The organism is Sulfitobacter aquimarinus (genome assembly GCF_040149565.1).
In the GTDB taxonomy this organism is placed as follows: domain Bacteria; phylum Pseudomonadota; class Alphaproteobacteria; order Rhodobacterales; family Rhodobacteraceae; genus Sulfitobacter; species Sulfitobacter aquimarinus.
Genome location: NZ_JBEFLO010000011.1, coordinates 39,097 through 63,949, shown reverse-complemented (window position 1 = coordinate 63,949; position 24,853 = coordinate 39,097). Strand labels below are relative to the sequence as shown.

The window sequence follows — 24,853 nt, the reverse complement described above, 5'->3', positions numbered from 1 at the left end:
TGCGCGGGTTGGATGCGTCCCTTATGACGTGCAGTTTCGCATCAAGGGCAATCCAGACGGCTGATGCGAGGTGCCGCGCTAAGCCTCATCACAAAAGCATCGCTTGCTTGAAACACTATTCAACCATAGATTACGGGCACGCCAACTCTATTTTCTAGCGATGCTTTTATAGATTGGGGCCCAAAGTGGCTGACCGAATTCGAGCGATTACGACGCCCCAAGCGCATGAAGCGTTCCCTGGATGTGTTGAAAAAGAACGCGATGCCCTCACCCGGGGAAGCCGGCTGACTTATGCGCATTGGGTGGCCATCGCGCTGTCGATCTTCCTGACAATCGCAGCGTGGCAATTCTCCAAACATCTGATCGATTTACGCACGCAAAGCCGGTTTGAAGTCGCCGCCGATCACATCCCCGAACTGATGCGCGAGCGGTTGCAAAAGTACGAGCTGGCCTTGCTGGCGGGGGTGTCCGCGCTCAGGGCGAACGGCGGCGCGTTCAGCTGGGATGAATGGCGCGTGTTTGCCAGCAGTCTGGACATTGAACATCTGTATCCTGGCATCAACGGCATTGGCCGGATCCACATAGTCCCCCCCGAGGACCTAGAGAGCTACCTTGCGAAGCAGCGTATCGACCGGCCTTATTTCAGGGTTCACCCAGAACACGGGAAGAACATGTTCGAGCCGATTACCTATATCTATCCGGTTGAGGCCAACGCCCAAGCCGTCGGCCTTGATATGGTGCATGAAAAAAACCGCCACCTAAGTCTGAACAAGGCAGGGGACACAGGCACACCCCAAATCACGGGCCCGATTGTTCTGGTTCAGGACGCCGCCCGCACGCCCGGTTTTTTGTTTTTCGCCCCGACCTACCAACAGCCGGAACCCGTGTCACAATCCGAACGACAGGCCCGCTTTACGGGGGCGGTTTATGCGCCTTTCATCGTGTCCAAATTGATCGAAGGCACCTTGGGCCAAGAACGGCGCCGAACCTTGATCCGCATTTCCGATGATACCGAGGTGATTTACGACGAGCTTAACTCCGACAGCGCGGATTTCGACGCTGATCCCTTAGGGGCCAAGCGCGTTTCGATGGATGTCTACGGGCGCACGTGGGACATTGATATTCGCTCAGGGCTGGAGTTTCGGGCGCTCAACTTCCCGAAAAACCCAACCTACATTCTGGCGGGGGCGATTGCGATTGATATTGCGGTGCTGACGATGTTCTTGTTGCTTGCGCGGGCGAACAGGCGCGGCTTGCGCTTTGCCGATATGGCAACGCAGGCGTTGCGCCGCGACGCGGTCGTTCTCAAGCAGATGAACGTCGATCTGGAAGCGGCGCGCAAGCAGGCGGAAACGGTGGGCGCAATGAAGTCGGCGTTCCTGTCCACAATGAGTCACGAAGTCCGAACACCGCTCACGGCGATCAGCGGCATCTTGATGCTGCTTGACCGCGCCAAACTGCCCGCCGCACAAGACCACTTGATCCAAGCGGGCAAAGCCGCCTCGGAGCGGCTGTTGAAGCTGCTGACCAATGTGCTTGAGCTGACCAAACTCGAGGCGAATGCGGTCACCTTGTGGGAGCGGACGGTCGAGATAAAGCCGTTGATGGAGCAATGGCACACCATGGCGAAAGGTATCATCGAAACGCATAGCAAGCCGCTTGCGATTGAGGTGATCGTGTCCGAAGACCTGCCTGATACCGTTGTGGTTGATGACATCCGCCTGTCCCAAATCATCAATAATCTTGTCGATAACGCTGTCCGCTTCACCGGCGAAGGGCGCATTACAATTTCGGCGTCTTGCGGTGCCGAAGGGATGTATGTCTTGTCAGTTGCCGACACGGGCGTGGGTCTTGCGCAAGCCGATCTTGTTTCCGTGTTCGATAGGTTCCGTCAGGTTGACGACTCCTTTACCCGCGCCGAAGGGGGCACTGGTTTGGGGCTTGCGATTTGCCGTGACCTGACGCAGTTGCTGGGTGGCCAGATCGAGGCATTCAGCGTGCTTGGTGCGGGGGCGACATTTGCGGTGACGCTCCCCTTGGCCGGAGCGCAGGCGTCGGGCACGAATTAACACGCCATATTGGAAGTTGCGGTTGAACGTGGCAAAGCTTGTGCCGCGTGGTCTTGGCCGTTAGTCGGGCTATGTCTGCTACACCGTTTGCCTTGTCTGGCAGCGGGCAGTTTTCGAAAAGCGGGGGCGATACGTGCTTGTTATTATTCTTGCAGCGGTGATCTGGGGGATCGGCGCGATGATGCGTACGCCGCGCCCCGCAAGGTGGAGCATGATCGGCTTGTTGCTGATCGCGGTGATCGGCATTCAGCTAATCTTCCCCGACGGCCACAGCCTGCGTGCAGCAACGGGCAACAGTGCGGCACCGTGGATGATATTGGTCGGTATCGCGGGAGTGATCTGGGCCTATTCCCGAGTTATTGGCCGTTTGCGCGACCGCACGGGCGTCGACGCGGCCGTACCCACTACACAAGCCAAATCCGACAAGTTTTCCGAGACCGAGCTACACCGCTATGCCCGCCACATCGCCCTGCGCGAAGTGGGCGGCGCTGGACAAAAGGCGCTCAGAAATGCACGCGTTCTGATGGTGGGGGCAGGTGGCTTGGGCGCGCCTGCGCTGCTGTATCTCGCTGCGGCGGGTGTGGGGAGGATCGGCGTGATCGACGCCGACACCGTCGAGAACACGAACCTGCACCGACAGGTCATCCACAAAGACGCCAGCATCGGCATGCCCAAAGTTTTCTCGGCACAAGCCGAAATGGAAGCGCAGAACCCCTTTGTCGAGGTGCGCCCCTATAACCGCAAACTCGACGACAAAATCGCGCCCGAGCTGATTGCCGAATACGATCTGGTGCTGGACGGCACCGATAACTTCGACACCCGCTATCTGGTAAACGCCACCTGTGTCGCCGCTGGCGTGCCGCTGATCTCGGGTGCGCTCAGTCAATGGGAAGGGCAGCTAAGCGTGTTTGACCCCGCCCATGGCGCGCCGTGTTATCAATGTATCTTTCCCGCAGCCCCCGCCCCGCATCTGGCCCCCAGCTGTGCCGAGGCAGGCGTGATCGGCCCGCTGCCCGGTGTGGTCGGGGCGATGATGGCGATGGAGGCGGTCAAACTGATCACGGGGGCGGGCACGCCATTGCGCGGGCAAATGGTGATTTATGACGCGCTTTACGCCGAAAGCCGCAGCATCCGCATCAGCCCCCGCGCCGATTGCCCGATTTGTGCCGCCGCACGCGGCTAGCCGTTGCATCCGCGCCCATGCGGCTTAGGTTGAGGTCCAAAGGAGACTTCTATGAACCCGCTGCTGCAAGACTGGTCCACGCCGTTTGGCCTCGCCCCGTTTGACACGATTTCCGATGATGATTTTGCGCCCGCGCTGGAACAGGCGCTAAAGGATCACAACGCCGAGATCGCGGCGATCACCGCCAATCCCGACCCCGCAACCTTCGCCAATACAATCGAGGCACTGGAGGCCGTGGGCCAAACGCTTGATAACGTGCTGGGCGTGTTTTTCACCGTCGCAGGCGCCGATAGCAACCCCGCCCGTGAGGCGTTGCAGCGCGATTTCTCGCCAATGCTCTCGGCGCATTTCTCGGAAATCTCGGCGAACAAGGACCTGTTCGCCCGCGTCAACGCCGTATGGGAAGGCCGCGAGGCCGCCGACCTCACGCCCGAGCAGTTGCGCGTGTTGATGCTGACCCACCGTGGGTTTGTCCGCGCAGGCTCTGCCCTGACCGGCAAGGCCGAAGAGCGGATGAAAGAGATCAAAGGCCGCCTTGCCGTGCTGGGCACGGAATTCACGCAAAACCTGCTTGCGGATGAGCGGAGCTGGTTCATGAAGCTGGAGGAGGCCGATCTTGAAGGTCTGCCCGATTTCGTGGTCGATGCGGCCCGTGCAGCGGGAGAAGAGAAGGGTGCAGGCGGCCCTGTTGTCACGCTGTCACGCTCGCTCATCACGCCGTTCTTGCAGTTCAGCCCGCGCCGCGACCTGCGCGAGACGGCGTTCAAAGCATGGGAAGCACGCGGCGCCAACGGGGGCGAGACGGACAACCGCGACATCGCGACAGAGACGCTTGCCCTGCGCAAAGAACGCGCCGCCCTGCTGGGCTATGACAGCTTTGCCGACTACAAGCTTGAGACAGAAATGGCCAAGACACCTGCCGCCGTGCGCGACCTGCTGATGCAAGTCTGGGAACCTGCGAAAGCCCAAGCCAACGCGGATGCCGAAATCCTCACCCGCATGATGCACGAGGACGGTGTGAACGGCGATCTGGCCCCGTGGGACTGGCGCTATTACGCGGAAAAACGCCGCGCAATCGAGCATGATCTGGATGAGGCCGCGCTGAAACCCTACTTCCAGCTGGACCGCATGATCGAGGCATCTTTTGCCTGTGCCACCCGTTTGTTCGGGTTGGCGTTCAAACCGCTCGACGTGCCGCTTTATCATGCCGACTGCCGTGCGTGGGAGGTCACGCGGGACGGTAAGCATGTGGCGGTTTTCATCGGAGATTATTTCGCACGCGGGTCAAAACGCTCGGGCGCGTGGTGCTCGGCCATGCGGGCGCAGGCCAAGTTCCCGACTGTGCAGACCCCGATTGTGATCAACGTGTGCAACTTCGCCAAGGGCGATCCTGCGCTGCTGTCATACGACGATGCACGCACGCTGTTTCACGAATTTGGCCATGCGCTGCACCAGATGCTGTCTAATGTGACCTATGAAAGCATCTCGGGCACCTCGGTCGCCCGCGACTTTGTCGAGCTGCCAAGCCAGCTGTATGAACACTGGCTCGAAGTGCCCGAAGTGCTGCAAGAATTCGCGACCCACGCCACCACGGGCGAGGCGATGCCAAAAGAGATGCTGGACAAGGTGCTGGGCGCTGCGACCTTTGATATGGGGTTTGCCACGGTTGAATACGTCGCCTCTGCGCTGGTGGATCTGGCGTTTCACGAAGGCACGCCGCCAGCGGATGTGATGCAGATGCAGGCGCAGGTTTTGGACGGCATTGGTATGCCCGCTGCCATCACCATGCGCCACGCCACGCCGCAGTTCGCGCATGTCTTTTCGGGCGATGGATACTCCAGCGGCTACTACAGCTATATGTGGTCCGAGGTGATGGACGCCGATGCTTTCGAGGCCTTTGAGGAAGCGGGCGGGGCATTTGACCCCGAGCGCGCGAAATCGCTTGAGGATAACATTCTGTCCACCGGCGGCAGTGTCGATCCCGCCGATCTATATATCGCCTTCCGCGGCCGTTTGCCCGGGGTCGAGGCGCTGCTGAAAGGGCGCGGGTTGGCGGCTTAGTACCCCAACTCGCGGTCCACAAGGTTGATGAAAGGCACGCCCGCCTCACCACGGCGGATGTTTTCCACGATGGTTTCGCTGGCGGTACTTGCCCGCGTCTCCGCCGCGATATGGGGCGTGACGGTGACGCGGGGATGCGCCCAATAGGGGTGGCCCTGCGGCAGCGGCTCGGTCCTGAAAACATCCAGTGTGGCGTGGGCGATCTGGCCTGCGTCTAGTGCTGCCAGTAGTGCGTCATCGTCGATCAGCGGACCACGGCCGGGGTTGATGAGGTATGCCCCCTTGGGCATCTGCGCCAAAGTATCAGCGTTCAGCAGGTTGGTCGTGGCCGCCGTATCGGGCAGCAAGGTCACGGCAATCTCTGCCCGTTTCAGCGCTTGAGCCAAACCGTCATCACCATGCAAACAGGTCACACCCGCCACGTCCTTGGGGCTGCGCGACCAGCCCGTCACACGAAAACCCAGACCCAGCAGCATTTGCGCACAGGCCGTCCCCAAAGCGCCAAGCCCAAGGATCGCTACCTCGCGCTGCGCGGCGAGCGGCGGGGTTTCGGGCGCCCACGCGTGCGAAGGGTTCACGATATGCGCGTCCATCCCAAGGTGATAGCGCATCACATGCCCTGTCACCCATTCGGCCATGCCAGTGGTCAGGCCATGGTCCACCATCCGCGCCAGCGGAATGCGCAGCGTCTTGTTTCCCGTAACCTGTTCAACTCCTGCCCAAAGGTTCAGCACCGCTTTGGCGCGGGTATAGGGGGTGAAATCCTGTAGATCACTGTTGGGCGCATAGACGATATAGTCGACCTCTGCGGGGGTAATGTCTTGGGCCAGATGCGCGTCGATGCCTGCCCGTGCCAAGGCGGTGCGCAGGGGGGCTTCGTAAGTTTCCCAGCGCTCGGTGCGGGCGGCGAAAAGAACGTTAATCATGTGGCGAATGCTCCGTCCATGTCGGCAAGGCCTTTGATCTCGATGGGGTTGCCCGAAGGATCCATAAAGAACATGGTCGATTGCTCGCCCGCCTCACCCTTGAACCGCGTCTGGGGCTCAAGCACAAAGTCAACGCCTTGCGCTGTCAGATGATCGGCCAGCGCCCGCCAGTCGGTGTAGTCCAGCACGACACCGAAATGCGGCATGGGAACCTTGTGATCCCCCACCAGCCCTGTCGCGGCCACCGCCATCGGCGTGCCCAAATGGCACGACAGCTGGTGCCCGAAGAAATCGAAATCCACCCACGTGTCGGTGCTGCGCCCTTCGCTACAACCCAGCAGCCCGCCATAGAATGCGCGGGTTTCATCAAGGTCGGTGATGTTGAAGGCAAAGTGGAAAATCGACATAGGCGGCACCTTTGGCTGGATTACCGCCCACAGATACCCCAGCGCGCCCGCCCTGCAAAGAGCCTAGCGCGGCCTGTGCACATGCGCCGATTGCACCAGACCAAAGGCCAGCATCAGCACCAACATCGCTGAGCCACCATAGCTCACCAACGGCAGCGGCACACCGACAACAGGCGCCAGCCCCATGACCATCGACATGTTGACCGCGAAGAACAAAAAGAAGTTCAGCGCGATGCCAAGTGTCAGAAGCGAGGCAAAGCGGTCCTTGTTCATAATCGCCGAGACGACGCAGAAGACGATGATCATCGCATAAAGCAGCAGCAAAGAGATGCCGCCGACAAAACCGAATTCCTCGGCCAGTGTGGTGAAGATAAAGTCGGTGTGTTTCTCGGGCAGAAAGTTCAGCCGCGACTGCGTGCCCTGCATGAAACCGCGCCCCGTCCAGCCGCCTGATCCCAGCGCGATCTTGGATTGCGTGATGTGATAGCCCGCGCCCAGCGGGTCGGTACTGGGGTCAAGGAAAGTGTCGATTCGGCGGAACTGGTAATCTTTGATCATCTGCCACGGCGTGCCACGGGACTGGAACACAGCCGTGACCAGCCCGACGCCTGCGGCGATCACGGTCGCGAAATAGGCCCAATGTACACCAGCCAGAAACATCAACCCGCCCCCTGCCGTCAGCAACAGGATCGAGGTCCCAAGGTCGGGCTGGCGCAGCACCAGCGCGGTTGGCACCACGATGATCAGCACAGGCAGCAAAACCCAGAGCGGGCGTGAAATCTTTTTGGCGGGAAGCCAGTCGTAGTAGGCGGCCAGAAACATCACCAATGTGATCTTGGTCATCTCGGAGGGTTGCAGCCGTATCACGCCCAGCTCGATCCAGCGTTGGGCGCCCATCCCGACAGAGCCGAACAGCTCTACCCCGATCAACAAGATGACCGAGACGCCATAGGCCAGACCAGCAAGGTTGCGCCACAGCCAGATCGGCACCAACCCGACGGCGATCATCAGGGCCAGCCCAAGGCCGAACCGTTTCATCTGCGGCTCTGCCCAAGGGCTGTAGCCGCCGCCCGCAACGGAATAAAGCATGATAAACCCGCAGCCCGCGACAGCCGTGATCAGCAAGATCAGGGGCCAGTTCAGGAACAATATCTTGCGCAGACCGGTGGGAACCGATTTGACCGTATATTCAAGATAGCTCATGCCTGATCCTTGGCGGTTTTAATCCGCGCCTGGGGCTGCACATTGCGCAGGCGTTTCTGCAGGGCGCGTTTGCTGCCGCGATCACCCGAAGGATAGGCCTCCAACGGGGGCTCGCCCTCATAAAGGGCTTGCAGCATGACATCGCGGGCGATGGGCGCGGCCGCTGTTGAGCCGCCGCCGCCATGTTCGACCAGGACCGCGCAGGCATAGCGCGGGTTGTCATAGGGGGCAAAGCCCACAAACAGCGCATGGTCGCGCTGCTCCCACGGGACTTCGTTGTTGTTCACCACGGCCGAGCGGACCTGCGAGGTGCCTGTTTTGCCCGCCATGCGCATGCCTTCGGCGATAATGCGGCTGCGATAGGCCGTGCCCCGCCTGTCGTTGACCACCGCATACATGGATTTGCGCATCTTGCGCAGGTTGCCCTCTTTCATGTCCAGCGGCGTGTTGCCTTTGACGGGTTGTTCGACCCCGTTGACCGTTTTAATCAGCCGCGGCGTGACATCGCGCCCCGTGGCCAGCCGCGCGGTCATCACCGCCAACTGCATCGGCGAGGCCAGCATGAAACCCTGACCGATTGATGCGTTGACTGTATCGCCAATTACCCAATCCTCGCCACGATTCTGCAGCTTCCAGTCCTTTGTCGGGGTCAGCCCCGAATTGACCGAGCTAAGCGCAAGATCATGCCGTATTCCCAGGCCAAAGCGTCTGGACATGGCCGAAATCTTTTCGATCCCGACCTTCAGCGCCAGATCGTAATAGTACACGTCACAAGAGCGTTTCAGCGAGTTCTCAAGATCGACCCACCCGTGGCCCGAGCGTTTCCAGCAATGGAACTTGCGCCCGCCGATCTCAAGGTGGCCGGGGCAATGCACCGTGTCGTCGGGTCCGATAATCCCCGCCTCGATCGCGGCCATGGCGGTCATCATCTTGAAGGTCGATCCGGGGGGGTAGGCACCTTGCACGGTCTTGTTGACCAGCGGGCGGTATTTGTCATTGAGCAGCGGGTCGTAGTCCTTGGAGGAAATCCCGCCGATGAACAGGTTCGGATCATATGACGGCGCTGAGGAGTTGGCGAGGATGTCGCCCTTTTCGCAGTCGATGATGACCACAGCGGCGCTTTCACCCGTCAGGCGGGCCTGCACATAGTTTTGTAACTTTGCATCAATCGTCAGCTGGATCGCGGCGCCTGACTGGCCCTCGCGGCGGTCCAGCTCGCGCATGACGCGGCCTGTTGCGTTTACCTCGACCTGTTTGGTGCCCGCCACGCCGCGCAGCAGCGTTTCCTCGCGGGCCTCTACGTTGATCTTGCCGATCTGGAAGCGCGGGATGCGCAGCAGCGCGTCAGGGTCTTCCAGCGCATCAAGGTCTTTTTGGCTAACGCGGCCCACACGGCCCACAACATGGGCAAAGTCCGACCCGCGCGGATAGACCCGCGTGCTGCCCACCTCGGGTGAGACGCCGGGCAGGGCGGGAGCGTTCACGGATACCGCGCTCACCGCGTCCCAGCTGACGTCTTCGGCGATGGTCACAGGCAGAAACGGGGCCGAGCGTTTGATTTCGCTCAGCGCGGCCTCGGTCTGCTCGGGGGTGAGGTTGATCAGATGGGCAAGGCGCATCATCACATCTTCGGGGTCGCCCGCGTCTTCACGCACCATCACGATGCGGTAGCTGGGGACGTTCTGTGCCAGCTGCATGCCGTTACGGTCGAAAATCTCGCCGCGTTTTGGCGGGATGAGACGGATGTTGATGCGGTTTTCTTCGGCCAGCAGGCGGAACTGGTCGGCCTGATCCACCTGCAGATGGCGCATCCGTGCAGCAAGCCCGCCCATAAACAACAGTTGCGCCCCGCCCAGCAAGGCGGCGCGGCGGCTCAGCTTGGTGTGGCTGGTGTCTGTTTCTGCTCTGGACCGTCTCATTCAGGATGCCTCGTTCAGTTAAATGCGTCCGCCGAAAGTGTCGTATTCGCCCGGCGCTGCACGGCGCACCCCCATCAGCGTTCGGGTCGCGAAAACCGCAGCGGGGTAGATCAATATCGTCGTGCCAAGCTCCAGCAGGCTAAGCCGCAGTTGGGGCGGCTGCACCAGCAGCATAGATAGCACAACCTGGTTCAGGATCAAAATGCCGATCAGCAGAACGGCCACCGCGATCCATTCCGCGCCGAAGGTAGCATCGCGCAGGTTGCGGCTGCGCGATTTCAGGTTCTCGCAGGCCAGCAGCGCCAACAATGCCCACAGACCCGGCGGGCGTTGCAGCAACAAATCGCTGAGCAAAAACAGACCAGCCAACAGCAAAGGCGGCACATATTCGGGCCTGCGCAGCGACCACGCCAAAGCAAACGCAATCAGCAAATCCGGCCCCACCCATATGCGGTCACTGCCCTGATCCAGCAAGGCGCGCAGCCGCGCTTCGGCGGGGTCGATCGTGGCCAATGGGGGCGACAGTTCAGGCGCAAAAAGGGTGACCGGCTGCGTGTCGATGGGCAACAGATGAAAGAAGACGATCACAAGGCCCAGCAAGATAAATGCAATCCGCATGATCCACAGGCGGGCGGGGGACAGCTCGTCCATGGGTTATTCGGCCTCGGGGGCCGGTGGGCCTTGGGGTGGGGGCGCTGCTTCGGCGTCGGTGATCATGGCGGGCGTATTGACGACCTGTTCGGTGCCGTGATGGCGCAGCACGCGCAAGAACTCCAACCGCTCGAAATCGGCGGCAAGGCGCACGCGCAATCGGCCACCCGGATCGGCGGCGACCTGTCCGATCAACAGACCCGCAGGAAAAATCCCCCCATCGCCCGAGCTGATGACGCGATCACCGGGGCGCACCAGCCCGGGGTTCTCCAGGAAATCAATCGGTGGCGCAGCCGAGTTGTCGCCCGCCACAATCGCCCGCTGGCCCGAGGGCTGGATGACTGATGGAATACGGCTCGATGCATCGGTGAGCAGGATCACCCGCGCGGTGTTTTCCCCCACGCCAGAGATACGCCCCACAAGCCCGATCCCGTCCATCGTGGCCCAGCCTTCAATCACGCCGTCCCGTGCCCCGACGTTGAGCAAGACCGATTGCCGAAACGGCGACCCGCTGTCGGCCAGCACCACGCCGGTGACGTAAGTCAGGCGCGGATCAAGGCGCACTTTGTTCAGGTCCAGCAAGCGGGCGTTCTCTTGTTCAAGCTGCAAGGCCGCCTCTTTCCAGGTTTGCATGCGGCGCAGTTCGGACCGCAATTCCTGATTTTGTTCGGACAGGCGTTGGTAGCTTTGGAAGTCGCGCAGCAGGTTGATGGTGCCTGTTACAGGGGCCATGGCCCAATCGAAATTGGGGACCAGCCTGTCGGTTACCTGAGCGCGAAAACGCTCGACCCGCGGGCTGTCGATGCGCCATAGGATGAACACCGCCGCCAGCACCACCACCAGCACAGCCGTCAGCAACCGCCGCAGCGGGCCAGTGTAGTCACCAGACTGTGATCTGTCTTTTGCCATGGTGGCGAAACGCCCTCCTTAGCGTGGCCTTGCGTCAGCTGTCGTAGTCGATAGCGTGACGCAACTGCTTCTCGTACTCAAGCGCTTTGCCTGTGCCAAGGGCCACACAGTTCAGGGATTCATCCGCAATCGAGACGGCAAGCCCCGTCTGTTCGCGCAGCGCAAGGTCGAGATCCCCCAGCAACGCACCACCACCGGTCAGCATTACGCCACGGTCAACGATGTCTGCCGCCAGATCGGGCGGCGTTGTCTCAAGCGCGGTCATCACGGCTTCGCAGATCTGTTGCACAGGCTCGGCCAGGGCTTCGGCAACTTGCGCTTGGGTCACTTCGATCTCTTTCGGCACACCGTTCAGCAGGTCGCGTCCGCGCACCTGCATCGAGGTGCCGCGCCCGTCGTCGGGCATACGTGCCGTGCCGATCGAGGTCTTGATCCGCTCTGCCGTTGTTTCACCCACCAGCAGGTTTTGTTGACGGCGCAGGTAGCTGATAATCGCTTCGTCCATGCGGTCACCGCCCACGCGGACCGAGCGGGCATAGACGATATCGCCAAGGCTCAATACCGCGACTTCGGTGGTGCCGCCGCCGATGTCGACAACCATGTTGCCTGTGGGGTCGGTGATGGGCATGCCAGCACCGATTGCGGCCGCAATAGGCTCTGCGATCAGGCCCGCACGGCGGGCACCCGCGCTCAGCACCGATTGGCGGATCGCGCGTTTTTCAACAGGGGTCGCACCGTGGGGCACACAGACGATGATCTTGGGTTTGGAAAAGGTCGAGCGTTTGTGAACCTTGCGGATGAAGTGTTTGATCATCTCTTCGGCGGTGTCAAAGTCCGCAATCACACCTTCACGCATCGGGCGGATCGCCTCGATGCTGCCGGGGGTGCGGCCCAGCATCAGCTTGGCATCTTCGCCCACGGCCAGCACCTTTTTCACGCCGTCCTTGACGTGATAGGCCACAACCGACGGTTCCGACAGAACAATCCCCTTACCCTTCACATAGACCAACGTGTTGGCGGTCCCCAGATCAATCGCCATATCAGACGAAAACAGGCCGCGCAGGTTACCAAAGATCGACATGAAGAGCAGGTCCTTACAAAATTCGTGCATGCCTGAGACCCCCGCACCGCAGGAGACAAGCTGCGCCCTTATAGGCAAGCGGTGCGGCGGATTAAAGGGGGTCTTCACGGTTCTTCGGCATCTTTGCGCCGCTTGACCTAACGGGTTTGCGCTGCATCTTATGGCGCAGTGAAGGAGCAAACCCGAATGAAGAAAATACAAACGCTTGGCGTGCATCACATCACCATGATGGGCGCGGACCGCCAGACCAGCATTGATTTTTGGGAGGGTGTGCTGGGCATGCCGTTCCTGTTCGACCAGCCCAATCTGGATGACGCAGACGAAGGGCATTTGTATTTCGACCCCGGCGACGGGCGGCTGGTGACTATTTTCACAAACGAAACGCGCAGGCCTGTCCACTCCCGCACGCCGACGGATGCGGGATGCGTGCACCATGTGGCGTTCGAGGTGGACCGCGCCATGTTCGACCAAGTGCTGGAGCGGCTCAAGGCGCGGGGCATCGGTAATTCAGGCGTCAAAGACCGCGGTTTTATGCACTCGATCTATTTCAAGGACCCGCTGGGATTGCTGATCGAGCTGGCGTGCTACACTTTCATCCCGCCACGCGGGTCCAGCCACGCCGAGGTGATGCTGGAAGCGCACAAGCTGCGCGTGGCACGCGGCGACAAGGCGATCGGGCGCGAGCATCTCGCGGATGCGGCGGTGATGATTGTCGAGCGGTCGCAGGGATCGTTGAGCGCGGATCGCGGGGCGAAGAATCCGTACCGCGATAGCTGAGCGGGTGGTGGCGAATCGGGAGACGGCCGATAGCGCATAGTCGACCTTATGCAGCGAATAACCGCTTTGAGCCCATGTTGATCAATGCTGCACGTTGAACCCATGTCTGCTAAGAACTAAAGCGAGATATGCAGACAGGATCGTAAGTTGCTTAGTTGGAATTCTGAAGATGGATGGCAGTTCAGTGCTTTTGGCGCAATCTTGGTTGCAGCTGTCATAGCCTTCACTTTCTATCGAAATCGCGTTCGTCGCAAATCACTCCGCAAACGAGATGATGGTATGTAGGTTTGGAGTGAGTGGCACGGAGGTGCGCGAAGCTCATTTCAAGACCCCTCCGAACCGAACGGCGACTGGGATAGCGACGGTGGTTGAGACGGTGGTGATTAAAGCAATCGAAACCCTGAATTCGTAAGGCTGACATCGAAGGTCCTGCACCATATAGCAGAAAAGTCCGCAGAGCGGTCATTCGGTGTATACTTACAACAGCGAAACATAAATGCAGGAGACAGGACGCGCGCCCTGCCTCCCGATCACTTAACCCGCGTCTTTGTAGCTTACCTCGGGCTTGTCGCTGCCGCCCTTTTCGCGGCGCACCAGCAGGCGGTTGAGTGCGTGGATATAGGCGCGGGCGGAGGCTACGACGGTGTCGGTGTCTGCCGATTGGCCCGTGACGATGCGCCCCTCTTCCTCAAGCCGCACAGATACAGTTGCTTGGGCGTCTGTACCCTCCGTCACGGCGGCCACTTGGTAGAGTTGCAGGCGTGCGGAATGCTCGACCAGCGCTTTAATGCACTTGAACGACGCATCCACAGGGCCATCGCCCGACTGCTCGGTGCTGTGTTCGGCGCCGTCAACGGTGAGGGTCATCTTGGCCTCGTTCGGGCCATCGGTGCCACAGACGACGTGCATCGACTTCAGCTTGATGCGGTCGCTCTCTGGGTCCGAGGCCACACGCATCAGCGCGATCAGATCCTCGTCATAGATTTCCTTTTTGCGGTCGGCCAGTTCCTTGAACCGCACGAACACATCCTTGAGCTGGTTGTCGCCCAATTCATACCCGAGGTTTTCAAGCTTGGACCGCAGCGCGGCACGGCCCGAGTGTTTGCCCATAACGATATTCGTCTCGGTCAGGCCCACGTCTTCGGGGCGCATGATCTCGAACGTCTCGGCGTTTTTCAGCATGCCGTCTTGGTGAATCCCGCTCTCGTGCGCAAAAGCGTTTTTGCCGACGATGGCTTTGTTGAACTGCACGGCAAAGCCGGAAACAGTGGCGACACGGCGCGAGATGTTCATCAGCTTGGTGCTGTCCACTTGGGTGCGGTAGGGCATGATGTCGTTGCGCACTTTCAACGCCATGACGACTTCTTCAAGGGCGGTATTGCCCGCCCGTTCGCCCAAGCCGTTGATGGTGCATTCGATCTGGCGCGCTCCGGCCTCGACCGCGGCCAAGGAGTTCGCCGTCGCCATGCCCAGATCGTTGTGACAGTGAGTGGCAAAGATGATCTCGTCCGCGCCGGGGACGCGTTCGAGCAGCATACGGATCAGCTCGGCGCTTTCGCGGGGCGCGGTGTAGCCAACGGTGTCGGGGATGTTGATCGTGGTGGCGCCTGCCTTGATCGCGATCTCGACGGTGCGGCACAGGTAGTCAGCCTCGGTGCGGGTGGCGTCCATCGGTGACCACTGCACGTTTTCGCACAGGTTGCGCGCATGGGAGACTGTCTCGTGGATACGTTCGGCCATCTGGTCCATGTCGAGGTTGGGAATGGCGCGGTGCAGCGGCGAAGTGCCGATGAACGTGTGGATGCGCGGGTTCTTGGCGTGTTTGATCGCCTCCCAACAGCGGTCGATGTCGCCGAATTGCGCACGGGCCAACCCGCAGATTTGCGCGGTCTTGGCTTGCTTCGCGATCTCGGACACGGCGGCAAAGTCACCTTCCGAGGCGATGGGAAACCCTGCCTCGATCACATCAACGCCCATCTCGTCGAGCAGGTTCGCGATCTCGAGCTTTTCTGCGTGGGTCATTGTCGCGCCGGGCGATTGTTCGCCGTCGCGCAGGGTCGTGTCAAAGATCAACACGCGGTCTTGGGACGCGCCGGATGCGGGCGAATTGGTATCTTGTTTGGTCATGGTCTGGCTCTCTTTTGTCTGCTGATTTTGGCGCGCGGCACATCCCTCTGAGCGGGCGCGCCGGAAGGCACGCTCAGAGGCGGGCTAGCAGCAGGAGGAGGGCACGTAGCTGTGGCGCAGTGGTCTGCGGGCAAATGGCGCTATGTGCATTCGTTTTCATAGCCACAGTTATAGCGGCGGTTTTTCAGATGGGAAGGGGGTGAATAGATTCCTTTGTTGGCAACTGCCAAGGGGCAATTGCGGTGAGTTTAAGGGCAAAATGAAGATGGGGGACGGCGTTGAAACTGTCGCGGTTCGCTTTACTTGAGCGGATATGGATAGAGTTTTGATTATTGGAGCCTCTGGCGGTATCGGGTGTGCGCTGTGTGATGCCTACCGTGCGCAAGGGGTGGATGTTATCGGGTTGTCGCGGTCGGGCGACGGAATGGACATCACCGACGAGGGGTCGGTTGAGGCGCATTTGGGCGTGCTTGAGGGGCCGTTTGGCGGGATCGTTGTGGCGACAGGTGCATTGGAAATTGATGGTGCGGCCCCTGAGAAAACGGTGCGGGCGGTAACGGCGCAGGCGATGGCCGACCAGTTTGCGGTAAATGCAATCGGGCCTGCCTTGGTGCTGCGCCACGCGGCGCGTTTGCTGCCGCGCAAGGGGCGCAGTGTGTGCGCTGTGTTGACGGCGCGTGTCGGCTCGATCGGGGATAACAGGATCGGCGGGTGGACCAGCTACCGTGCGGCCAAGGCCGCGGCGAACCAGATCGTGCACACCACCGCGATTGAACTGGCGCGCACACACCCTGAGTTGGCTTGTGTGGCCCTACATCCCGGCACGGTTGAGACGCCGTTCACGGCCAAATATCTGGGGCGGCATCCAGCTGTGCCAGCAACGGAGGCGGCGGAGAATTTGATGGCTGTGATGGCGCGCTTAGGTCCCGCACAAACAGGTGGGTTTTTCGATTGGAGCGGGGCGGAGGTAGTGTGGTGAGTAGGTTGATTTTGGTATTGGGGGATCAGCTGTCCCAAAATCTGAGTGCGCTGGCTGAAGGTGATAAGGAAACCGATACGGTTGTGATGGCCGAGGTGATGGAGGAGGCAACATATGTGCGCCACCATCCCAAGAAGATCGCGCTTGTCTTTACCGCGATGCGCAAGTTTGCGGCGGCGCTTGAGGATGCGGGCTGGACCGTGGCCTATGCGCAGTTGGACGACACCGCCAACGCAGGTTCGATCGTTGGTGAACTCTTGCGGCGGGCCGAGCAGACGGGCGCAGAGGAGGTGATTTGCACCGAGCCGGGCGAATGGCGCTTGATCAACAAGCTGACCCACGCGCCGATTAAAACGCGCATTTTGGGCGATGACCGCTTTCTGGCGTCTCATGGCGAGTTCGAGGCGTGGGCCGACGGCCGCAAGGCGCTGCGGATGGAGTATTTTTATCGCGAGATGCGGCGCAAGACGGGCTTGCTGATGGAGGGCGACAAGCCCGCAGGCGGGCAGTGGAATTTCGACCACGACAACCGTAAGCCTGCGCCGGGTGATATTGCCCCCAAGGGCCCGCTGAGGTTTGAGCCGGACAATGTAACGGGCGATGTGCTGGGGCTGGTCGAGGCGCAGTTTGACGGCCACTTTGGCGATCTGCGTCCCTTCTGGTTTGCCACGACGCGGGCGCAGGCGTTGGAGGCATTGGCGCATTTCATCAAACATGCGCTGCCGACCTTTGGCGACTATCAGGATGCCATGCTGCGGGGCGAGGACTTCCTGTATCACGCGATCATTTCGCCCTATCTGAACATCGGATTGTTGGAGCCTTTGGAGGTCTGTCAGGCGGCGGAGGCGGCCTATGTCGCGGGGGACGCCCCGATCAATGCGGTAGAGGGGTTCATCCGCCAGATCATCGGCTGGCGTGAATACGTGCGCGGCATATATTTTCTGGAAGGTCCCGATTATGCCAAGCGCAACCGCTTGAGACAGACCCGCGACCTGCCCGCCGTCTATTGGGGCGGCGAGACAAAGATGGCCTGTATGGAGGCCGCCGTAGGTCAAACCGCGCGCGAGGCCTACGCCCACCATATCCAGCGCCTGATGGTGACCGGCAACTTTGCGCTGCTGGCGGGGATTGATCCGGGTCAGGTCTCGGATTGGTATCTGGAGGTCTATGCCGATGCGTTCGAGTGGGTCGAAGCGCCCAATGTCGTCGGGATGAGCCAGTTTGCCGATGGCGGTGTGATTGCGTCCAAGCCCTATGTCTCTAGCGGGGCTTATATCAACCGCATGTCGGATTACTGCAAAGGCTGCGCATACAAGGTCAGCCAGAAAACGGGCGAGGGGGCGTGCCCGTTCAACACGCTTTACTGGCATTTCCTTGATCGTCACCGCGAGCGGTTTTCAAACAATGCGCGGATGGGGAACATGTACCGCACGTGGGACCGTATGGACGAGGAGCGGCGCAAGACCGTGCTGGCCGATGCGGATGCAGTGCTGGCAAAGCTGGATTCGGGTGAGGTGGTCTAGGCCCCTTATCCATGCTCGGCCTTGCTGTCGCTGGGCGCCTCGCTGCGGTCAAACAGACCGTAGTCGCGGATCACATGGGCGATGCGCAGGTGGTAATCGGTGAACATGCCTGCGCGGCCTGCGGATTGTGCCGCGCGGTGTTTGGTCAGGCGGCGCCACTGGTCAATGGCTTCTTCATCGCGGAAGAAGGACAGCGATAGCAGCTTGTCGGGGTTTGTCAGGCTTTGGAAGCGTTCGACCGAAATAAAGCCGTCGATCTCGTCCACCAGCGGGCGCATTTGGGCGGCCATGTCCAGATAGTCGGCCTTGCGGTCGGGGTCTGGCATGACTTCGAATATCACTGCGATCATCGTTTCTCTCCGTGTGGGCCAGAGGCGAGGGTGAGGAAGGTGCGGTCCTCGCGCAAGAGGAATTTCTCGCGTTGGGCAAAATTATAGTTCTCGCGGCCCAGCGGGTCAGCGGCAAGGCGGGCGCGGTAGGTCTCGTATTCCGCCAGTGACGGGATGTTGTAGATGCCGTAGGCCAGTGTCGAGGACCCTTCGTGCGGGGCGTAATAGCCCACTAGGTCGGCGCCGCAGCGCGGGATGGCGGTGCCCCAATTGCGGGCGTATTTTCCGAACTGGGCCTTTTTGGTGGGGTCGATGTGATAGCGGATAATGCAGGTAAGCATGACGTGTCCTTCCATATGTGCTGCCGTGTCCTAGCAGCTTGCCGTGCGCCGATGCTTCGCCTACGGTCGAAGTATGAAAGAAGGTCCGGACATTGCCCGCATCGCCGCGCTGATCGGCGATCCCGCCCGCGCCAACATCCTTGGCGCGTTGATGAGTGGTAAGGCCCTTACCGCAACCGAGCTTGCGGCAGAGGCAGGCGTAACCGTGCAAACCGCCAGTGCGCATCTGGCGAAGCTGGAAGCGGGCGGGCTGACCCATGCGCGCAAATCGGGGCGGCACAAATACATTTCGCTCAGCGGGCCAGAGGTGGCAGGCGTGCTGGAGGCGCTGATGGGACTTGCCGCTGGGCAGGGGCATCTGCGCACGCGGACCGGACCACGCGACGACGCGCTGCGCGAAGCGCGGGTGTGTTACAACCATCTTGCGGGCGCACGCGGCATTGCGATGTATGATGCGATGCTGGGCAACGGGTATCTGCGTGAAGCAGAGGACAAGGTGTCATTGACAGAGGCAGGTGCCGCTTTCGTGACGGAGTTTGGCATTGATCTGGTCAGCCTGCAAAAAACGCGCACGGTGCTGTGCCGCAGCTGCCTGGACTGGAGCGCACGGCGCACGCATTTGTCAGGCAGCTTGGGCCGTGCGATGTTGGCGCGGATGGAGGCGCTGGGCTGGGCCAAGCGGAGCGGCAAAAGCCGCGCAGTGACGTTCACCCCGAAAGGGCGTGCTGCCTTTGATGCGCGGTTTGCAACACCCGCTTAATCGGTGGCGGTTTCCGCTGCTGGAGTTTGCGCGGCGTTTGCCAATGCGCCGTTTTCCCACTCACCCGAGGCTTTTTCGCCCGTGGCATATGTCATCGTGCCAGCACCCTGACGTGTGCCATCCTTGAATTGACCGACATAGACATCGCCGTTGGCGTAGGTGGCTGTGCCTGCGCCCTCGATTTCGCCGCCGTTCCATTCGCCGTCGTAGATAAAGCCGCTGGCCATTACGATCTTGCCTGTGCCTTCGCGGCGGCCATTCTTGAACTGGCCCTCATAAACGGTGCCATCGGGGTAGGTTGTGGTGCCGGTGCCATCGCGCAGGCCGGCCTTCCAGTCGCCAACATAGGTGCGGCCGTCACTGTAGGTCAGCGTGCCTTTGCCATCGGGGCGGGCATTCGCGAACCCGCCTTCATAGACGATGCCGTCCGGGTAGGTTGCGATGCCTTGCCCCTCAATCACGCCTGCGACCCAATCCCCTTCATAGGTTGACCCGTCGGGATATGTCACCTTGCCCGGCCCTTCGGCGAGCCCCTCTTTGAACATGCCCGTGTGGACCGATCCGTCGGGGTAGGTAATCACGCCCTGGCCGTCGTAAAAGCCGTTGGCCCATGCGCCCTCGTATTTGTCGCCATCCGCGCTGTTGAACGTGCCCGTGCCGTGGCGGCGGTCGTTCAGGAATGCGCCCGTATAGGTGTCGCCCGCGGCGGTGGTCGAGGTGCCGTTGCCTTCGCGCTTGCCCGCAACCAGATCGCCCTCGTAGGTGTCGCCGTTGGCCTGAACGATCTTGCCTTTGCCGTTGAGCTGGCCATCGGCCCATGTCCCCTCCAGCGTGAAGCCTTCGGGGTGGGTCAGCTTGCCTTCGCCGGCGCGTGCGCCGTTGACGACAGTGCCTTCATAGACCGCGCCTTCGGCGTCCTTGATGACGGCCTGTCCAGTGGCTTGGCCGTCGACCCAGTCGCCTTTGTATTCATAGCCGGAAGGCATCGCCAGCACGCCCTTGCCGTGGCGCTTGCCATTGCGGAACCCGCCTTCATAGCGTTCGCCGCTGGCGTGGATGGCCACGCCTTGGCCGACGATAGTGCCCGCCTGCCATTCGCCTTCATAGGTGCCGCCATCGGCCATGATGATCTTGCCGATGCCTTCGGGTTTGCCCTTCGAGAACTCCCCCTCGTAGACCGAGCCATTGGGAAAGCGTGCTGTGCCTGTGCCTTTGATCTCTCCCTCTACCCACTGGCCCGTGTATTCGTAGCCGTTGGGCAGGGTATAGGTGCCTTGGCCGTGTTGCAGGCCGTCTTTGAACGTCCCTTCATAGACGCCGCCATCATCATATTGCTTGCTCAATACTTGGGTGTTCTGCGCAAACGCAGGGCTCAACATCAGTGGCACTAAGGCGGCGGCAAGGATCAGGGTGGGTCGGGTCATGGGCGTCCTGTCATCTGGCGCGGGCACGGACCGCCCGCAAGGTTCCAGCGCAGAGTAGGCGGGCAGGCCCGAAGGGGCAATGTCCAATTGCCGCGATTGTGCCTTGCGGGCTTTCCCTTAGGCGGTGATCTGCTACATCGGTACGTGTATTTCGAGAGGACCTATCATGGCAGAGCGGTTTCGCATCACCCTGGCGCAGCTTAACCCGACCGTTGGCGATGTCGCAGGCAACGCCGCCCAAGCGCGTGCTGCATGGGAAGAGGGGCGTGCAGCGGGTGCCGATCTGGTAGCTCTGCCCGAGATGTTTATCGCCGGCTACAATGCGCAGGATCTGGTGATGAAACCCGCGTTCCAGCGTGATGTCGATGCCCATATCGAGGCACTGGCCCACGATTGTGCGGACGGTCCGGCGCTGGCTATCGGGGCACCCGTGGCCGAGGGCGACGCGCTTTATAACGCATATCTGATTCTCAAAGGTGGCAAGGTCGCGTCACGCGTCCTGAAACATCACCTCCCCAACGAGACAGTCTTTGACGAGGTGCGCATTTTCGACAGCGGGCCGCTGGGCGGTCCTTATTCCGTGGGCAACACCCGCATCGGCAGCCCGATCTGCGAGGATGCCTGGCACGAAGACGTGGCCGAGACATTGGCCGAAACAGGGGCCGAGTTTTTGCTGGTGCCAAACGGATCGCCCTACTACCGCGGCAAATTCGATACACGCCTTAGCCACATGGTCAGCCGCGTGGTCGAGACCGACCTGCCGCTGATTTACCTCAATATGGTGGGCGGTCAGGATGACCAGATATTTGACGGGGCCAGCTTTGGCCTGAACCCCGGTGGCAAGCTGGCGTTCCAGATGCCAGCGTTTGATGCCGTGACCCAACATGTCGATCTGGAGCGTGGGTCAGAGGGCTGGCGGATCGTGGAGGGTGAGAAGGTCACCCACGCTGGCCCCTACGCGCAAGATTACCGCGTGATGGTGCAAGGCTTGCGCGATTATATGCGCAAGACGGGATTCAAAAAGGTGCTTCTGGGCATGTCTGGCGGCATTGATTCGGCGCTGGTTGCAACAATCGCCGTGGACGCGCTGGGCGCGGAGAACGTGCGCTGTGTGATGCTCCCGTCCGAATATACGTCGCAAGCGTCATTGGATGATGCAGAGCAATGCGCCAAAGCATTGGGCGCACGTTACGACTATGTTCCGATCAAACAGGGGCGTGACGCGATTACCGCAACACTCGCCCCGCTGTTTGAGGGCACCCAGCCCGACCTGACCGAGGAAAACATCCAAAGCCGCCTGCGCGGTCTGTTGTTAATGGCGCTGAGCAACAAGTTCGGTGAAATGCTGCTGACCACGGGCAATAAATCCGAGGTCGCGGTGGGCTATGCCACGATCTATGGCGACATGGCGGGCGGCTATAATCCGATCAAGGACCTGTATAAAATGCGCGTGTTCGAGACGTGCCGCTGGCGCAATGCAAACCACGCCGACTGGATGAGGGGGCCTGAGGGCCGTGTCATCCCCGAGAACATCATCACCAAAGCGCCCTCGGCCGAGCTGCGCGAGGACCAGAAAGACAGCGACAGCCTGCCCGATTATCCAGAGCTGGACGCGATGCTGGAGATATTGGTGGATAATGACGGCGCGATTGCCGATTGCGTGGCCGCAGGCTTTGACCGCGATGTGGCCAAGAAGGTCGAGCATCTGATCTATATTTCCGAGTATAAACGCTTTCAGTCAGCACCCGGCCCGCGCCTGACGAAGGGGGCGTTCTGGCTCGACCGTCGCTATCCCATTGCCAACCGCTGGCGCGACCCGAACTGAGGACGTGCGCCAAATTTTTTGAAAAATTTGGGTGCAGAGTTTTTGAAAACTCTGCACACTTGGAGAGGTAGAGCGCCTGTTCCTAAGGTGTGCCACACGCGGCTGTGATTTGCGAAGCCCATTGCGCGGTGCACATTTGGTATAGTGTTGGAGATAGAGATGCGGTCTTTGTTTATTCTTTTTGCGATGGTCCTTGCGCCCATGGCGCAGGCCTGCGGGGCAGACAGCGACTGCACTGTGGGCGAGCGGGTCTACCGCATTTCACTGCCCGAAGGGAGCGGCCCGCCTATGGGGGCAGTGGTCTGGGCGCATGGCTACCGTGGCACTGCGGCGGGCGTGATGCGCAACGGCAGTTTGCGCCGTATGGTGCATGAACAGGGGCTTGCATTGATCGCTTTGCAGGGGGTCAACGGTTCATGGGACCTGCCCAATGGTCCGCGCACGCCTGACAGCACGGGGGCGGCCGAATTCGCCTACATCGAGCAGGTGATCAAAGACACCCAAACGCGGTTCGGGATTGATCCTGCGCAACTGGTCGCCTCGGGTTTTAGTGCGGGGGGGATGCTTGTCTGGAGCCTTGCCTGCGCGCGGCCTGAGTTATTCACTGGCTTTGTCCCGTTTTCGGGCACCTACTGGCTTGAGCCGCCCTACAGCTGCGCCTTTCCCGTGGCCAGCATCATCCACATTCACGGAGATCGTGACGGAACCGTGCCGTTGCTGGGGCGTCAGATTGGCCCGACAAAGCAGGGCGAGGTGCCGCAAGCGCTGGCACATTATTCCGACCACGGAAACTTCGGCCCGCTGAGCGAGGCAACAGAAGGCCCGCTTGAATGTACCCGCAGCACCAACGACACGGGCGCCGCATTAGAGCTTTGCCTGTTCGAGGGCGGTCATTCCTTTCGCACCGAACATCTGTCCTATGCGCTTGATCGCCTGAAGGCGGGTCGCGGGCGTTAACCACCTCCAACTGGACAAACCCGCAAGCCTGTGACAGCAAGCGCGGCAACAGGAGGCATATATGTCCGATAAAACCATTACCCGCTTCGCCCCGTCCCCCACTGGCTGGATTCACGTTGGCAACCTGCGCACCGCGCTGATGAACTACCTGATTGCCCGCAAAGCAGGGGGCGAGTTCATTTTGCGGATCGATGACACCGATCCCAACCGCTCGAAAGAAGAATATGTCGACGGAATCAAACGCGATCTTGAGTGGCTGGGCATCCATTGGGACCGAGTCGAGCGGCAATCCCTGCGGTTGGAGAAATACCACGCTGCCGCCCAAGAGCTGCGCGATATGGACCGCTTCTATGAAGCTTTCGAGACCCCGACCGAGCTTGACCTCAAGCGCAAGAAACAGCTCAACATGGGCAAGCCGCCCGTGTACGACCGTGCCGCACTGGCGCTGTCGGACGACGAAAAGGCCGCCCTGCGCGCCGAGCGTGGCGATGGCGTCTGGCGCTTCAAGCTGAAGCATGAGCGGATCGTCTGGAACGATGGTATCCTTGGTGATGTGAGCATCGACGGCGCGTCTGTGTCTGACCCTGTGCTGATCCGTGGTGACGGGCAAATCCTTTATACGCTGGCCAGCGTGGTCGACGACACAGAGATGGGCGTGACCCACGTCGTGCGCGGCTCTGACCACGTGACCAATACAGGCACGCAAATCCAGATCATGCAGGCGCTGGGCGGCACTGTGCCGTCTTTTGCGCACCACTCGTTGCTGACCGGCCCGCAGGGTGAGGCGTTGTCAAAGCGTCTTGGCACGCTTGCGCTCAAGGACCTGCGCGAGGCGGGGATTGCCCCGCAGGCATTGCTGAGCCTGATGTCGCGTCTTGGCTCCTCTGATCCTGTTGAGTTGCGCACCGAAATGGATGCGTTGATCGAAGGGTTCGACATCTCGCGATTTGGCTCGGCCCCGACCAAGTTCGACGCAGAGGACCTCAAGCCGCTGACGGCGAAATATCTGCAAACGCTGGACGTGGCGGATGTGGCGGATGCGGTTGCTGCGCTGGGTGTGCCTGACGATCTGGCGACGCAGTTCTGGAACGTGACCCGCGACAACATCACAACCCTGCACGACCTTGGCCCATGGTGGACCATGTTCGCCAATGGTGCGGAGCCCGTCATCGACGATGAGGACCGCGACTTTGTGGCCCAAGCCATGACCTTGCTGCCCGATGCACCCTTTGACGGCGACACATGGGGCGCTTGGACGTCGGCGGTGAAAGAGGCGACAGGCCGCAAGGGCAAAGGCCTGTTTATGCCCCTGCGCAAGGCGCTGACGGGTCAGGCACACGGGCCGGATATGTCCGCCGTGATGCCGCTGTTGCAGGTCGTCAAAGCCCGCGGTTAAACCGCC

21 protein-coding genes are annotated in these 24,853 nt (G+C 60.8%); 10 read left to right on the top strand and 11 right to left on the bottom strand.

All coding sequences use genetic code 11. The annotated features are described in order from the left end of the window. Positions 1-302 precede the first annotated feature (302 nt). The 3 genes from ABMC88_RS16420 (at position 303) to ABMC88_RS16410 (ending at position 5,313) form a co-directional block, all read left to right on the top strand. The gene (locus ABMC88_RS16420; protein ID WP_349577970.1) at positions 303-2,069 is read left to right on the top strand and encodes a CHASE domain-containing protein; all 1,767 of its coding nucleotides are present in this window, start codon (positions 303-305) and stop codon (positions 2,067-2,069) included. A 178-nt stretch (positions 2,070-2,247) separates the two neighbouring features. Next, positions 2,248-3,252, top strand: a complete 1,005-nt coding sequence (locus ABMC88_RS16415; RefSeq protein WP_349578003.1) for a HesA/MoeB/ThiF family protein — start codon at positions 2,248-2,250, stop codon at positions 3,250-3,252. A 51-nt stretch (positions 3,253-3,303) separates the two neighbouring features. Then, on the top strand, positions 3,304-5,313 hold the full coding sequence (locus ABMC88_RS16410; protein ID WP_349577969.1) for a M3 family metallopeptidase: 2,010 nt from the start codon (positions 3,304-3,306) through the stop codon (positions 5,311-5,313). Here the strand turns inward: ABMC88_RS16410 and ABMC88_RS16405 are convergent. From ABMC88_RS16405 to ABMC88_RS16375, 7 genes are all read right to left on the bottom strand, one after another. Next, entirely contained in the window at positions 5,310-6,239 is a 930-nt protein-coding gene (locus ABMC88_RS16405; RefSeq protein WP_349577968.1) for a 2-hydroxyacid dehydrogenase, read from the bottom strand. The two genes, ABMC88_RS16410 and ABMC88_RS16405, sit on opposite strands and share 4 nt — an antisense overlap. Next, positions 6,236-6,646 (bottom strand): VOC family protein, encoded by a 411-nt coding sequence (locus ABMC88_RS16400; protein WP_349577967.1) that lies wholly within the window; start codon positions 6,644-6,646, stop codon positions 6,236-6,238. Before ABMC88_RS16400 ends, ABMC88_RS16405 begins: the two co-directional genes overlap by 4 nt. Before the next feature lie 63 nt (positions 6,647-6,709). Further along, positions 6,710-7,849 (bottom strand): rod shape-determining protein RodA, encoded by a 1,140-nt coding sequence (rodA, locus tag ABMC88_RS16395; RefSeq protein WP_349577966.1) that lies wholly within the window; start codon positions 7,847-7,849, stop codon positions 6,710-6,712. After that, complete coding sequence (gene mrdA, locus ABMC88_RS16390; RefSeq protein ID WP_349577965.1) at positions 7,846-9,768, bottom strand: penicillin-binding protein 2; 1,923 nt, start codon at positions 9,766-9,768, stop codon at positions 7,846-7,848. Before mrdA ends, rodA begins: the two co-directional genes overlap by 4 nt. Positions 9,769-9,786: 18 nt before the next feature. Next, the gene (locus ABMC88_RS16385) at positions 9,787-10,419 is read right to left on the bottom strand and encodes a rod shape-determining protein MreD (protein ID WP_349577964.1); all 633 of its coding nucleotides are present in this window, start codon (positions 10,417-10,419) and stop codon (positions 9,787-9,789) included. Positions 10,420-10,422: 3 nt separating this feature from the next. After that, positions 10,423-11,328, bottom strand: coding sequence for a rod shape-determining protein MreC (mreC, locus tag ABMC88_RS16380; protein WP_349577963.1), 906 nt, complete (start codon positions 11,326-11,328; stop codon positions 10,423-10,425). Between the two features lie 34 nt (positions 11,329-11,362). Continuing rightward, positions 11,363-12,409 carry a rod shape-determining protein gene (locus tag ABMC88_RS16375; RefSeq protein WP_349578002.1) on the bottom strand — a complete coding sequence of 349 codons (1,047 nt, stop codon included), beginning with the start codon at positions 12,407-12,409 and terminating at the stop codon, positions 11,363-11,365. A gap of 186 nt (positions 12,410-12,595) precedes the next feature. Between ABMC88_RS16375 and ABMC88_RS16370 the strand changes: the two genes are divergently transcribed. Beyond that, positions 12,596-13,186, top strand: coding sequence for a VOC family protein (locus ABMC88_RS16370; RefSeq protein ID WP_349577962.1), 591 nt, complete (start codon positions 12,596-12,598; stop codon positions 13,184-13,186). Between the two features lie 534 nt (positions 13,187-13,720). Here the strand turns inward: ABMC88_RS16370 and ABMC88_RS16365 are convergent. Continuing rightward, a complete protein-coding gene (locus ABMC88_RS16365; RefSeq protein WP_349577961.1) occupies positions 13,721-15,313 on the bottom strand; it encodes a 2-isopropylmalate synthase in 1,593 nt (530 codons plus the stop codon). Between the two features lie 313 nt (positions 15,314-15,626). Here ABMC88_RS16365 and ABMC88_RS16360 point away from each other — a divergent pair, with 313 nt between their 5' ends. Beyond that, entirely contained in the window at positions 15,627-16,292 is a 666-nt protein-coding gene (locus ABMC88_RS16360) for an SDR family NAD(P)-dependent oxidoreductase (RefSeq protein WP_349577960.1), read from the top strand. Beyond that, a complete protein-coding gene (locus ABMC88_RS16355; RefSeq protein WP_349577959.1) occupies positions 16,289-17,815 on the top strand; it encodes a cryptochrome/photolyase family protein in 1,527 nt (508 codons plus the stop codon). The genes ABMC88_RS16360 and ABMC88_RS16355 overlap by 4 nt, the downstream gene beginning before the upstream one ends. Before the next feature lie 5 nt (positions 17,816-17,820). Here ABMC88_RS16355 and ABMC88_RS16350 read toward each other — a convergent pair whose 3' ends face one another. Then, positions 17,821-18,165, bottom strand: a complete 345-nt coding sequence (locus ABMC88_RS16350) for an antibiotic biosynthesis monooxygenase family protein (RefSeq protein ID WP_349577958.1) — start codon at positions 18,163-18,165, stop codon at positions 17,821-17,823. Beyond that, complete coding sequence (locus ABMC88_RS16345; RefSeq protein WP_349577957.1) at positions 18,162-18,485, bottom strand: NIPSNAP family protein; 324 nt, start codon at positions 18,483-18,485, stop codon at positions 18,162-18,164. The genes ABMC88_RS16350 and ABMC88_RS16345 overlap by 4 nt, the downstream gene beginning before the upstream one ends. Positions 18,486-18,558: 73 nt before the next feature. On the opposite strand from ABMC88_RS16345, the gene ABMC88_RS16340 reads away from it, so the two are divergent. Then, entirely contained in the window at positions 18,559-19,245 is a 687-nt protein-coding gene (locus ABMC88_RS16340; protein WP_349577956.1) for an ArsR/SmtB family transcription factor, read from the top strand. Here the strand turns inward: ABMC88_RS16340 and ABMC88_RS16335 are convergent. Beyond that, positions 19,242-20,669, bottom strand: coding sequence for an MORN repeat-containing protein (locus ABMC88_RS16335; protein ID WP_349577955.1), 1,428 nt, complete (start codon positions 20,667-20,669; stop codon positions 19,242-19,244). The two genes, ABMC88_RS16340 and ABMC88_RS16335, sit on opposite strands and share 4 nt — an antisense overlap. Before the next feature lie 166 nt (positions 20,670-20,835). On the opposite strand from ABMC88_RS16335, the gene ABMC88_RS16330 reads away from it, so the two are divergent. From ABMC88_RS16330 to gltX, 3 genes are all read left to right on the top strand, one after another. Beyond that, on the top strand, positions 20,836-22,494 hold the full coding sequence (locus ABMC88_RS16330; protein WP_349577954.1) for an NAD+ synthase: 1,659 nt from the start codon (positions 20,836-20,838) through the stop codon (positions 22,492-22,494). Positions 22,495-22,653: 159 nt separating this feature from the next. Further along, positions 22,654-23,451: a CE1 family esterase gene (locus ABMC88_RS16325; protein WP_349577953.1), complete on the top strand. Its 798-nt coding sequence runs from the start codon at positions 22,654-22,656 to the stop codon at positions 23,449-23,451. 61 nt (positions 23,452-23,512) lie between these two features. Then, positions 23,513-24,847, top strand: a complete 1,335-nt coding sequence (gene gltX / locus ABMC88_RS16320; RefSeq protein WP_349577952.1) for a glutamate--tRNA ligase — start codon at positions 23,513-23,515, stop codon at positions 24,845-24,847. Positions 24,848-24,853 lie beyond the last annotated feature (6 nt).

Bases quoted from the DNA above. Each gene is read 5' to 3' on its own strand.
- ABMC88_RS16400 (WP_349577967.1), bottom strand. From the start codon at position 6,646: ATGTCGATTTTCCACTTTGCCTTCAACATCACCGACCTTGATGAAACC.
- ABMC88_RS16335 (WP_349577955.1), bottom strand. From the start codon at position 20,669: ATGACCCGACCCACCCTGATCCTTGCCGCCGCCTTAGTGCCACTGATG.
- ABMC88_RS16345 (WP_349577957.1), bottom strand. From the start codon at position 18,485: ATGCTTACCTGCATTATCCGCTATCACATCGACCCCACCAAAAAGGCC.
- ABMC88_RS16340 (WP_349577956.1), top strand. From the start codon at position 18,559: ATGAAAGAAGGTCCGGACATTGCCCGCATCGCCGCGCTGATCGGCGAT.
- ABMC88_RS16385 (WP_349577964.1), bottom strand. From the start codon at position 10,419: ATGGACGAGCTGTCCCCCGCCCGCCTGTGGATCATGCGGATTGCATTT.
- ABMC88_RS16410 (WP_349577969.1), top strand. From the start codon at position 3,304: ATGAACCCGCTGCTGCAAGACTGGTCCACGCCGTTTGGCCTCGCCCCG.
- ABMC88_RS16325 (WP_349577953.1), top strand. From the start codon at position 22,654: ATGCGGTCTTTGTTTATTCTTTTTGCGATGGTCCTTGCGCCCATGGCG.
- ABMC88_RS16365 (WP_349577961.1), bottom strand. From the start codon at position 15,313: ATGACCAAACAAGATACCAATTCGCCCGCATCCGGCGCGTCCCAAGAC.
- rodA (WP_349577966.1), bottom strand. From the start codon at position 7,849: ATGAGCTATCTTGAATATACGGTCAAATCGGTTCCCACCGGTCTGCGC.
- mreC (WP_349577963.1), bottom strand. From the start codon at position 11,328: ATGGCAAAAGACAGATCACAGTCTGGTGACTACACTGGCCCGCTGCGG.
- ABMC88_RS16330 (WP_349577954.1), top strand. From the start codon at position 20,836: ATGGCAGAGCGGTTTCGCATCACCCTGGCGCAGCTTAACCCGACCGTT.
- ABMC88_RS16350 (WP_349577958.1), bottom strand. From the start codon at position 18,165: ATGATCGCAGTGATATTCGAAGTCATGCCAGACCCCGACCGCAAGGCC.
- ABMC88_RS16375 (WP_349578002.1), bottom strand. From the start codon at position 12,409: ATGTCGATCTTTGGTAACCTGCGCGGCCTGTTTTCGTCTGATATGGCG.
- ABMC88_RS16415 (WP_349578003.1), top strand. From the start codon at position 2,248: ATGATGCGTACGCCGCGCCCCGCAAGGTGGAGCATGATCGGCTTGTTG.
- gltX (WP_349577952.1), top strand. From the start codon at position 23,513: ATGTCCGATAAAACCATTACCCGCTTCGCCCCGTCCCCCACTGGCTGG.
- ABMC88_RS16360 (WP_349577960.1), top strand. From the start codon at position 15,627: ATGGATAGAGTTTTGATTATTGGAGCCTCTGGCGGTATCGGGTGTGCG.
- ABMC88_RS16405 (WP_349577968.1), bottom strand. From the start codon at position 6,239: ATGATTAACGTTCTTTTCGCCGCCCGCACCGAGCGCTGGGAAACTTAC.
- mrdA (WP_349577965.1), bottom strand. From the start codon at position 9,768: ATGAGACGGTCCAGAGCAGAAACAGACACCAGCCACACCAAGCTGAGC.
- ABMC88_RS16370 (WP_349577962.1), top strand. From the start codon at position 12,596: ATGAAGAAAATACAAACGCTTGGCGTGCATCACATCACCATGATGGGC.